At 42.3% G+C, this 12,219-nt stretch carries 6 protein-coding genes, 1 tRNA gene and 2 rRNA genes; 2 read left to right on the forward strand and 7 right to left on the reverse strand.

Annotated features, from left to right (window positions below; all coding sequences use genetic code 11):
- Positions 1-2: 2 nt before the first annotated feature.
- Positions 3-1,601 carry an NADH-quinone oxidoreductase subunit L gene (locus tag ACRWQM_RS14065; RefSeq protein WP_434930389.1) on the reverse strand — a complete coding sequence of 533 codons (1,599 nt, stop codon included), beginning with the start codon at positions 1,599-1,601 and terminating at the stop codon, positions 3-5.
- Positions 1,602-1,699: 98 nt separating this feature from the next.
- On the opposite strand from ACRWQM_RS14065, the gene ACRWQM_RS14070 reads away from it, so the two are divergent.
- Positions 1,700-2,596, forward strand: a complete 897-nt coding sequence (locus tag ACRWQM_RS14070) for a LysR family transcriptional regulator (RefSeq protein ID WP_434930390.1) — start codon at positions 1,700-1,702, stop codon at positions 2,594-2,596.
- A gap of 282 nt (positions 2,597-2,878) precedes the next feature.
- Here ACRWQM_RS14070 and ACRWQM_RS14075 read toward each other — a convergent pair whose 3' ends face one another.
- Positions 2,879-4,966 (reverse strand): sensor domain-containing protein, encoded by a 2,088-nt coding sequence (locus tag ACRWQM_RS14075; protein WP_434930391.1) that lies wholly within the window; start codon positions 4,964-4,966, stop codon positions 2,879-2,881.
- Positions 4,967-5,432: 466 nt separating this feature from the next.
- Complete coding sequence (locus tag ACRWQM_RS14080) at positions 5,433-6,356, reverse strand: CLCA_X family protein (RefSeq protein ID WP_434930392.1); 924 nt, start codon at positions 6,354-6,356, stop codon at positions 5,433-5,435.
- Between the two features lie 459 nt (positions 6,357-6,815).
- On the opposite strand from ACRWQM_RS14080, the gene ACRWQM_RS14085 reads away from it, so the two are divergent.
- On the forward strand, positions 6,816-7,052 hold the full coding sequence (locus ACRWQM_RS14085; RefSeq protein WP_434930393.1) for a hypothetical protein: 237 nt from the start codon (positions 6,816-6,818) through the stop codon (positions 7,050-7,052).
- A 148-nt stretch (positions 7,053-7,200) separates the two neighbouring features.
- Here the strand turns inward: ACRWQM_RS14085 and ACRWQM_RS14090 are convergent.
- From ACRWQM_RS14090 to ACRWQM_RS14105, 4 genes are all read right to left on the reverse strand, one after another.
- Positions 7,201-7,277, reverse strand: a tRNA-Trp gene (locus tag ACRWQM_RS14090).
- Positions 7,278-7,395: 118 nt separating this feature from the next.
- Positions 7,396-8,337, reverse strand: a complete 942-nt coding sequence (gene dmeF, locus ACRWQM_RS14095; RefSeq protein WP_434930394.1) for a CDF family Co(II)/Ni(II) efflux transporter DmeF — start codon at positions 8,335-8,337, stop codon at positions 7,396-7,398.
- Positions 8,338-8,909: 572 nt separating this feature from the next.
- A 5S ribosomal RNA gene (gene rrf, locus ACRWQM_RS14100) occupies positions 8,910-9,025 on the reverse strand.
- Positions 9,026-9,173: 148 nt separating this feature from the next.
- A 23S ribosomal RNA gene (locus ACRWQM_RS14105) occupies positions 9,174-12,076 on the reverse strand.
- Positions 12,077-12,219 lie beyond the last annotated feature (143 nt).

The following is a 12,219-nucleotide window of genomic DNA, read 5'->3' on the forward strand; positions in this document are numbered from 1 at the left end:
TATCATTCCTCAACTTTACTGGGTTTGGCACTTTCTAAAACCTTGTTATTAATGCTTATAGGCATCCGTACAGGCCACAATTTTAACGTGAGTCGTGTTAACCATTCATCTAAATACAAGCCAGCAAATAAGGCGATATACAAACCTTGCATTGACGGTTTATGTGGCTGGTACTTCAACATCCAACTTAGAACAAACAAACTGATAAATAATAGGGCTGCGACAGTATCAAGCGCACTAAATGCTTCAACATGCATGACCGGTATAGGGTTAATGATTGTCCCAAACACCCATTTAAAGCCGCTATAGCTGAGTATTAATACAATACTTAATCCCAGTACTGGCATAATACTTTTATGTTGCCGTTCACTATGGCGCTGGGCAATTAGCGTGGTTAGCGCTAAAGCTAGCAACAACCACATACTCCATACTCCCTGGTGGTCTATCACTATCACGGCTATCGACACTATGATGGTCGACCATACACCGGCCACAATCCAGTCCAACACTTTAGGATGGGTCGCGGGCGCCAGACGTCTTTGCATCTCTTCGTAAACAGCGCTGCCAGAGTTTAAAAATGCGTAGGCTTTGTAGACTGAGTGAGTGAGCAAATGCAGTAAGGCTAATTCAAATAACCCTAGGGCACATTCAACTAACATCAAGCCCATCTGCGCACTAGTTGACCAAGCTAAACGCACCTTCATACTAATTCGAGTAGCCATAATCAATGCGGCTATGACTGTGGTTAAGCCTGCAACAATTAACACTAGCCATTGCGCTACAGTTGATTGGATAAACAAGGGGGCAAATAAAATCAATAAAAATCCCCCGAGATTAATCACCCCAGCATGCAGTAAAGCACTTACCGGTGTCGGCGCTTCCACAACCTGTATTAGCCAGCCATGAACCGGTAATTGAGCACACTTTATCAACGCTGTTAGTGCGATTAGTACAGCGGCTATGTGATCTGCGGTGGTCAGTTGCAGGCTGTCGTTGGTCGCAACGGCATTAAAGTGGCTAATTAACTCACTGATGAATAAAGTGCCGTGCTGCTGATACAACAATATAATTGCAATGAATAACAAGGTTTCTGCGGTTCGAGCTAAGAGGAATTTTTTATGTGCCGCCAGCGCAGCACGAGGGCGTTCTGGGTAGAAGGTTAAAAGCTTATGCAAAGCCAGGCTAATCGAGACCCAACCTAGCCATAACAGCAGTAAGTGGTTACTGATTAACACCACTGAAACCGCCGCAAGAACATTGAGCAGCCAACTCCAGTAAGTATCACTACGGGGTTCACCCGCCATATAATTGCGTGAAAAGGTAATTAAAATGGTACTCATAAATACTACCAACCCCATCATCACAAGGCTGAGTGTTGATTGGCTAATATACTGCGTATCAGCCTCTAGTTGAGGTAATGCAAAATGTGTAACTAAAGCTGCAATATAAAGCGCCACAATAACACCACTGAGCATAGCGCCCAAGTGAGTATTATTTTTACAAATGTTATTTTTTAATCCATAACGCCCCCGCCAGATGCTAGCCAAAATTAACGTGATGGGAATACATAACAAAAAAATCGATGGTATTGCGATATTCATAATCAGCCTCTTCTTTTAGTGGCATGAGTATGTCAGAGCTATATATTTAATAAAAATATATATAAACTAACTAATCGTTCTGTTTTGGTTAACTATAAATGAGCCGACTTAATTATCATCATCTTTACTATTTTTGGCGTGTGGCGGTTGCGGGTAATCTGACCAACGTAGCCAAAGAACTGCATATTTCACAATCTGCACTGTCAGCTCAAATTAAACAGTTTGAGCACAATATGGATGTGAAATTGTTTGAGCTAAGAGGTAGACGCCTGAATCTAACCGTTCACGGTCATCGCGTGCTGGCTTATGCTCACGATATATTCAGTAAAGGTGAAGAGCTGGAGTCCTTTTTACGCAAAGGCAGTATCAGTGAAAAACAGCATTTATCTATTGGAGTATTAACCACACTATCGCGTAACTTTGTCGAGAATTTTATTAGTCCGTTACTGGCAAATCCTGATGTAAGCTTTTCTTTAACGGCAAAAGGAATGACCAACCTGCTTAATGATCTTGCTAACCATGAACTTGATTTGGTACTGACTAATCTGCCTATTGGTGTCGATAAAAAAGATCCATTATGGCAAACCCAATTAGTATCACGTCAGCCTTTGGCAATTGTCGGCCCTAAAGCTAACCGGATAAACGACAGTTTTCCTACTGGTTACCAAAAAATTCGCTGGGTATTACCGGGGAAAAATACAGAAATTCGCGCGGCATTTAATTCCTTCTGTGCAACCTGGCAATATCAACCCGATGTGCAAGCTGAAGCGGACGATATGGCAATGTTGCGTCTTTTAGCCCGAGACAGTGGCGCGTTAGTGGTATTGCCACCTGTAGTAGTTAAAGACGAAATTGAGCAGGGTATATTAGAGGTATATCAGCGTTTACCTAATGTTTATGAAAATTTTTATGCCATTACCGCGCAGCGAAAATTTGTGCCTGAGGTATTATTAGCCTTGTTAAAACAACAAATTGACCCTGAGTTGATGAACTGATTTATCACTATTTTAAAATCTGTTTTAGAACAACTTAACCTTACAGCAAGTCGATTAACTGGCTTAAGCCTTTATACTAATGCCTTGATGTTTTCAGCTATCAAGGCTTGTATTTGCAACCATTGTTCAACCTGCCATTGGCCCTCATGGGGCAGCATAGAAAAATGATCAGCTTCAGCCATAATCACTCTACTCAATCCGTTTCATATTTCTGTAGGGCTTTATCAAAAAAATAGTCAATTGATCATGATGATGCTAGCTCCAGCTACTTGGTGCTTATCGCTATTTTTTTAGATTATAATTGGCAGCAAAATCGAGGAATAGCTTTGCTGGTATAGGTTTACTAAAATAATAGCCCTGTACTAAATCACAGCCTAACTTATCTAATAATGTTAGTTGTTCGAGTGTTTCAACACCTTCGGCAACCACTGTCAGCCCTAAACTATGCGCCATTGAAATAATGGCATTGACTAATTCACAATCGGCTTTATTTAACGGTATGCCATTAATAAAGCTTCGGTCAATTTTTAATACATCAAAGTCATATTGCCTTAAATAACTTAAAGATGAATAACCTGTACCAAAATCATCCATTGATAATTTTATGCCCAACGCATTAATTTTAACCAAAGCATCATGAATTTGTGATTGGCCAATCATTAACACACCTTCAGTAATTTCAAGTTCCAAATCTTCGGCGCTTACATTAGCATCAATAATCGCATTTTTGATTACACTCAGCAGCTCTGCATCCCTAAATTGACGCGGAGACAAATTAACTGCCATAGTATATTTTTGTTGATAAATATTTTGCCATTGATGTAAAAAGTACAGCGCTTGTTTTAGTACAAATCGCCCAATTGGTACAATCAAGCCAGTATGTTCTGCAATAGGGATAAATTCATCAGGAGTGACATTACCCAGTGTTGAATTGTGCCAACGCAACAGTGCTTCTGCACCGGTAATCTGTCTTTTTTTAACATCAAATTGGGGTTGGTAATATAATTCAAATTCTTTACGCTCCAATGCGCCATGCATTTGTTCTTCAATTTTAAAGCGGCGGATCATCATGGCATTCATTTCTTTAGAGAAAAACGAACTAGTATTACGTCCTAAATCTTTGGCTCGATACATGGCTGTATCGGCATTACGCAGTAAATCAGAGGCACATAGGCCATTTTCAGGGTAAATGGCCACACCAATACTTACCGTCAGCATTAACTCCCTACCATCTATGATAAAGGGTGATCTAAAGGCTTTGAGCAAATTGTCAGTAATAACTAACGCATCATGCTGCTCTTTGATACCACGCAATAACACGATAAACTCATCACCGCCCAAACGACCGACAATATCGACTTCGCGCAGGGTGTGCTTTAATCTATTTGCTGACTCTATTAACACTTTATCACCGACTTCATGTCCTAATGAGTCATTCACTTTTTTGAAATCATCTAAATCAAGAAAAAGTACCGCTGTTTGCTCCTCATTTCTCTCAGACTCAAGCAGCATTTGTGATAAACGGTCCAGTGCTAAGAAACGGTTAGGTAATGAGGTTAAGCTATCAAAATATGCCTGTTTACGGATTATGTCAGCTGATTTATATTGTTCGCTAATATCTCGAATAATTGCCACAATTTGATTATATGATGCTAGATAGCTCAATCTTGCCTCAAAATAAACTAATCCATGGGGCATATTTAGCTCATATTCAAAGGTAGTCATTCCGTGTTGATGTAATACTTTATCTATATGAGCTTGAAACTTACTCACAGCCTCATCAGGTAAAAGATCAGTCATACGTTTGCCGATAAACTGACTGGGTGCAACGAAGAGATTTTTTTGATCAGCCCCATGATAATCAATAATAGTCCCGTCCATTTCCATCAAGAAAAATAAATCAGGTAAGGCCTCAATGATCGTCTTCAGCATATGATCTTTAAATTCAGCTTGGGATTGAGCATGCTTAACATCGGCTAAATTAACATCAAGACAGTACATTTGTTTTTTATTATATTGGTTAATAAACAGTACATGGCTTGAAAACACACTGACATCACTGCCATTTTTATGGCATAGGGTAATTTCTGATGCAGGAATTTTTGTTCCTTGTGTTATCCAATTATGATGCGCAGTAATCACTAACTCACGCATAGAGATAGGAATAATGAGATCTTCTAGCTTTTGTCCTAATGCTTCCTCTTTGCTGTAACCATAAAGTAACTCGCTGCCTACATTCCAATAGATCACCCGCCGCTCTTCATCGTATCCTTGCACCGAAACAATGTTTACGGCGTCAAACAATTGGTGCAGCGAATCATTGAGAACATATTGGTGAGACGGCACAGTGCCAAGCTTGGTTGATTTCATACTAAAATAAATCCGAGAAGTCCTTTGTTTTATAATAGACCCCTATAATCATTTTAACATCTATAAGCCCTAATAAAGTTTACCGTATCACTTTTGAGCACGCCGTTGCCATAATCACTTTGCTGCCTTCTCAGATCAAAATATCACCTAAACTCACAGCTGAATATCCAGTTAGACCAATATCAAATTTAGGTAAAAAAATTGATAAACCGTATTCATCAGCTTAAACCGCTAAAAATGAGCATGTCATGACTTGACGTTCATACACACAGATAAGCCGCCGTTAGTCATTCATGGGTAATTAAATCAGTCTTGGGAGGGAAATTAAGCAAGTAAATCTGGGAAAACAATGATGCCTTTGTACGATGATTAACCAAATATTATTCTTGTTACCTAAACACAGTGTTATTAGCTCCACATCAAAGTCTTAGACTCACCCCAAGTGTCTACAAGCAATCCTTGTTGATTAACCACTCTGTTTATCGAACGCGATTCCAAGTGGTTCAAAGTAAGCCATTAATGCTTGATAAATATCAGCACAATGCTGTGGATCCGGATAAGCGCCATGCTTAGCTAATGGTGAGTTAATCGTGCTATTCACCAAGTATGGATTGGAAATTTCAGCATGGGTTTGGGAATACATTTCAATGCTTGCCTCAAATGCCCGCGCCATCATTTCTGTTGGCTTGGAAAAATATTGGCTATTTTGCAGTTTGTCTAATGTAATTGATCGTCGAACATAATCATGGGGTAAAGTGGTTTGGGGATCAGGGCTGATATTGGTTAAAAAAGTGATTTCAAACAACTTAGAAAGTTGCTGATTAAGCGGATGCACGACTAAAGGTTTATCGGCTAGCCAAAGGTCACTGGCACACGAGAATGGATTAATTATACTGCTACCAGAGCGTGCCTTAGATAAAGAGGCGCCTGAAAGGTATGGGTCTAATAGCCGCTCATCGATAAACATTTTTTCTGCTATGTAGTGATCAAACGCATGCCAAAACTCATGAGCAAGCGCACCAGCGCCTGCATTTTTAGCTAAAGCCAGTTCACGATAGGCGGGCGAATAATGTGCCTGAACTCCCTTTTGGCCACCATGACCAAAGGCAAAACGTAAACTGCCGCGTAAACCAATAAGTTCTGGTGGTACTCGTAGTATATTGGCTAAATCAGCTAAAGAATCAAATATCAAATTAGCCGCTAATGCAGACTCTGCGCGGTTAACCCACTTGCCTACCCTAATATGGTTTAAACCAAAGGTATGCTTAATGTCTAAAAAACTCACCGAATCACCATTACGGTAGTCAGGACCAACACGTTCAAAATTTCGGTGGTGATTTAATAGTGAATGATGTGAAGCCAAATGAGCCCTCTTAGGAAGTTTAACCATGCTTGTAAGCCAAGAAAGATACCGCTCAAGCATAGCATGTAAAATATAGGCTCAGAAGTAACGCTTTATGTGCTCATAATAAGATAAACTCAACACAGCGCTTTGGGGAGTTTTTAAGGACTTTCATTGTAATGGTTAATCGATACCAAGCTCCAGTAATACCTTGAATAAAGACAAGCTACGCTTACCAGGGTAAAAGGAGTTAAAAAGTTTAAGCTTAAAACTCGTAACAGATACATAACCGACACAGAATACAATGCCCTATTGGCATGTGCTGAAACTCGCCTAGCGATTGCCTGAAAGATAAGCTATCTATATTCAGCAAGGCAAGGTGACGTCGTTCAGCTTACCAGGTCACAAATCACTGATGACGGTATTTATATTCAGCAAGGGAAAACAGGCGAAAGACAATTCAAAGCGTGGTCGAAAAGACTGGCTGAAGTTATTAATGAATCTAAGTTGCAACACAAAGGTGTTGCAAGCATTTATGTAATCAACAAGAATAAGGGCGGGAAATTCTCACAAGAAGGGTTACGCAGCGCGTGGAAACGTCCAATGTTAAAAATGGAACAAGAATACGTAAGCATTGAACACATATTTACTTTTCATGATATTAAAGCAAAAGGGATCTCTGACTTTGATAGGACGCTAGCAGAAGAACAACAATATTCAGGTCACATGACAATGGCCAAGTGAAAACATATGAACGTAAAGTGGGTGTGGTGCCGACGATTGGAAGTAAAGCGAAGTGAATAAAAATACAGGTTTGAAACTTGCTTTTTCTACATTTTTTCTACATAAAATAAAACGGCTCGCATATTTCTATGCAAGCCGTTGTTTTATTTGGCAGGGGTGGCAAGACTCGAACTCGCAACCATCGGTTTTGGAGACCGCTGTTCTACCAATTGGAACTACACCCCTGTTGACGAGTGGCATTATGCTAAAACCACTGTAAAAGGTAAAGCACTTTTTCAACAAAAACGCCTAACTGGAGCATTTTCAAACAAGTTAGCTTGTATTAGCTAAATTATTTGAAAATTTATCCACACTCGGTTAAATCACAGCGATGTACTTCAAGGGTGATGTGTTTTAATTGGCTAAAACGCTCACTTAGCTGTGACTTTAAGCTTAAGCTTTCAATATCCTCGTGAACAACAATTGATGCAATTAGCGCAAAGTCAGCAGAGTTAACACGCATTAAACGCAAATCTACAATATGTTTGTTATCTTGTTGTAGAAAATCCTTTATATCCGCTTGTAAAGGGTTTGCTTGATTATCATCTAACAGTAATGGACTGGTATGCTTTATCAATCCCCACGCCCACTTAGAAATAATCAGAGCACCTACTATTCCCATAATAGGGTCTAACCAACTCCACCCCATATATTTACCAAATAGCAATGCTACGATAGCCAATACGGAGGTCAGCGCATCGGCAAGCACATGCATGTACGCTGCAGTCAGATTGTGATCTTTGTGTTCATGATGGTCATGATGGTCGTGATGGTCGTGATGGTCGTGAGTATGATGATCTTTTAATAAGAAAACACTAATTACATTGACTGTTAATCCAATTATTGCCACAAGAATAGCTTGTTCAAACTGAATAGCATGTGGATTAAATAGTCGAGAAACAGATTCGATGAACATCACAACTGCTACAAGACCTAATGCTATTGCACTGGTAAATCCTCCTAACACGCCAACTTTACCAGTGCCAAAAGTAAACTGTGGTGAATTAGCGTGCTTACGAGCATAACGATAAGCAAACAATGTAATCATAAAAGCCGCGGCATGGGTTCCCATGTGCCAGCCATCAGCAAGTAAAGCCATTGAACCGTATACGGTGCCAGCAACAATCTCCACAAGCATTGTAATAAGAGTTAAATACAGAACATAGCGAGTATTCCTCTCACCATCGAAGTTATGTTGCTGAAAATTATTGGCTTGAGTCCATTTAGTAACTGAATGTGATGACATAAATAAAATGCTATAACGATAATTGGAATGTAACTCTGTTATAACCAGCTTTCCCTTATTCAACAAGTAGTAAGATTCAAATATATGGGTTTTACTATAAATAATCTCAGCAGATCAATTAAAAGATACAGTATTGATAATCTCATAAGCCAAAAATTAAAATTTGTAGGTAGATATGTGAAGATATTAATTTATGGTTGGCCTGACACAAGATTACTATTCAATCCTTACCAGTATTATTTAACTTAGCAAATTACAGGCATAAATAAACCAGTTACGTAAGTATCGGACTTATTACTACTCTTGCGAGTAAATTAGGCGCCTGGAAATGACCTACTCTCACATGGGCATATCGGCCACACTACTTTCATGCTCAAATCTCAGACGTAAAAAAGCCCGTTACGTTAGTAACGGGCTTATCACTACTCTTGCGAGTAAATTAGGCGCCTGGAAATGACCTATTCTCACATGGGCATATCGGCCACACTATGTATGACTTATGCTCAAGAATAATTTTTCGACACAAAACAAAAAGGCCACTCAATTAGAGTGGCCTTGCTGTTTTATTTGGCGCCTGGAAATGACCTACTCTCACATGGGGAGACCCCACACTACCATCGGCGATACTGTGTTTCACTTCTGAGTTCGGAATGGGATCAGGTGGTGCCACAGCTCTATGGTTTCCAGACAAATTTGGTTTATCTAACGCTATTTTCTTAGCATTAAATAATAATAATTCGGAAAGCTGATTACTTTATCTGAGTTTGAGTCTCGTCACACTATTTAAGCGTCCCATTCTAATACTAAGTCGTATCAGTAAAACCCATCTGGGTTGTATGGTTAAGCCTCACGGGTCATTAGTACAAGTTAGCTCAACGCCTCACAACGCTTACACACCTTGCCTATCAACGTAGTAGTCTCCTACGGCCCTTTAGAGAGCTTAAAGCTCTAGGGATGACTCATCTTGGGGCTCGCTTCCCGCTTAGATGCTTTCAGCGGTTATCGATTCCGAACGTAGCTACCGGGCAATGCCATTGGCATGACAACCCGAACACCAGCGGTTCGTCCACTCCGGTCCTCTCGTACTAGGAGCAGCTCCCCTCAATCATCCAACGCCCACGGCAGATAGGGACCGAACTGTCTCACGACGTTCTGAACCCAGCTCGCGTACCACTTTAAATGGCGAACAGCCATACCCTTGGGACCGACTTCAGCCCCAGGATGTGATGAGCCGACATCGAGGTGCCAAACACCGCCGTCGATATGAACTCTTGGGCGGTATCAGCCTGTTATCCCCGGAGTACCTTTTATCCGTTGAGCGATGGCCCTTCCATTCAGAACCACCGGATCACTATGACCTACTTTCGTACCTGCTCGACGTGTATGTCTCGCAGTTAAGCTGGCTTATGCCATTGCACTAACCGTACGATGTCCGACCGTACTTAGCCAACCTTCGTGCTCCTCCGTTACTCTTTGGGAGGAGACCGCCCCAGTCAAACTACCCACCAGGCACTGTCCTCAACCCCGATAAGGGGCCAGAGTTAGAACATCAAAACTACAAGGGTGGTATTTCAAGATTGACTCCACTCCATCTAGCGACGAAGCTTCAAAGTCTCCCACCTATCCTACACATGTAGGTTCAATGTTCAGTGCCAAGCTATAGTAAAGGTTCACGGGGTCTTTCCGTCTAGCCGCGGGTATACGGCATCTTCACCGCAATTTCAACTTCACTGAGTCTCGGCTGGAGACAGCGTGGCCATCATTACGCCATTCGTGCAGGTCGGAACTTACCCGACAAGGAATTTCGCTACCTTAGGACCGTTATAGTTACGGCCGCCGTTTACCGGGGCTTCGATCATGAGCTTCTCTTGCGATAACCCAATCAATTAACCTTCCGGCACCGGGCAGGCGTCACACCGTATACGTCATCTTGCGATTTTGCACAGTGCTGTGTTTTTGATAAACAGTTGCAGCCACCTGGTATCTGCGACTGCCGTCAGCTTAGGGAGCAAGTCCCATCACCAACAGCAGCGTACCTTCTCCCGAAGTTACGGTACCATTTTGCCTAGTTCCTTCAGCCGAGTTCTCTCAAGCGCCTTGGTATTCTCTACCCGACCACCTGTGTCGGTTTGGGGTACGATCCCTACTAACCTGAAGCTTAGAAGATTTTCCTGGAAGCATGGCATCAACTACTTCATCACCTTAGTGACTCGTCATCAGCTCTCAACGTGTACATTTAAGTACGTGTTCCCGGATTTGCCTAAGAACACCGCCTACTACCTTAAACGCGGACTACCAACGCCGCGCTAGCCTAGCCTTCTCCGTCTCTCCATCGCAGTTAGCAGAGGTACAGAAATATTAATCTGTTTTCCATCGATTACGCCTTTCGGCCTCACCTTAGGGGTCGACTCACCCTGCCCCGATTAACGTTGGACAGGAACCCTTGGTCTTTCGGCGAGGGAGTTTTTCACTCCCTTTATCGTTACTCATGTCAGCATTCGCACTTCTGATACGTCCAGTGTGGGTTACCCCTTCACCTTCAACCGCTTACAGAACGCTCCTCTACCGCTTGCAGTAAACTGCAAACCCGTAGCTTCGGTGGTATGTTTAGCCCCGTTAAATCTTCCGCGCAGGCCGACTCGACTAGTGAGCTATTACGCTTTCTTTAAATGATGGCTGCTTCTAAGCCAACATCCTAGCTGTCTAAGCCTTCCCACATCGTTTCCCACTTAACATACACTTTGGGACCTTAGCTGACGGTCTGGGTTGTTTCCCTTTTGACAACGGACGTTAGCACCCGCTGTCTGTCTCCCGAGTAGTACTCATTGGTATTCGGAGTTTGCAAAGGGTTGGTAAGTCGGGATGACCCCCTAGCCTTAACAGTGCTCTACCCCCAATGGTATTCGCTCGAGGCGCTACCTAAATAGCTTTCGAGGAGAACCAGATATCTCCGAGTTTGATTGGCCTTTCACCCCCAGCCACAAGTCATCCGCTCATTTTTCAACATAAGTCGGTTCGGTCCTCCAGTTGATGTTACTCAACCTTCAACCTGCCCATGGCTAGATCACTCGGTTTCGGGTCTACGCCTTGCAACTAAACGCGCAGTTAACACTCGGTTTCCCTACGGCTCCGCTATTCGCTTAACCTCGCTACAAAACGTAAGTCGCTGACCCATTATACAAAAGGTACGCAGTCACGGTCTCAAGAACCGCTCCCACTGCTTGTACGTATACGGTTTCAGGTTCTATTTCACTCCCCTCACAGGGGTTCTTTTCGCCTTTCCCTCACGGTACTGGTTCACTATCGGTCAGTCAGGAGTATTTAGCCTTGGAGGATGGTCCCCCCATATTCAAACAGGATGTCACGTGTCCCGCCTTACTCGTTTTCATCTATGGTTAGTTTTCATGTACGGGGCTATCACCCTGTGCCGCTGAGCTTTCCAACTCATTCCACTAACACCCCATAGACTTAAGGGCTAATCCCCGTTCGCTCGCCGCTACTAGGGGAATCTCGGTTGATTTCTTTTCCTCTGGGTACTTAGATGTTTCAGTTCCCCAGGTTCGCCTCATACAGCTATGTATTCACTGTATGATGACCACTTATGTGGCCGGGTTTCCCCATTCGGATATCGTTAGCTCAAATGCTTATTACTAGCTCGCCAACGCTTTTCGCAAGTTATTACGTCCTTCATCGCCTCTGACTGCCAAGGCATCCACCGTATACGCTTAGTCACTTAACCATACAACCCAAATGAGTTTCACAACTCTTGTAAACAAGAGAATGAACTAATTAGACTGTATCGCAACTAGCTGGTTTTTACTTGTCTCACTCCCGACCAGGAAGTGTGACTCGCCTTAGTTTTTAGAATATTCAAGACACTTA

The sequence above is a fragment of the Shewanella sp. HL-SH5 genome, from assembly GCF_051163755.1.
GTDB lineage: Bacteria > Pseudomonadota > Gammaproteobacteria > Enterobacterales > Shewanellaceae > Shewanella > Shewanella glacialimarina.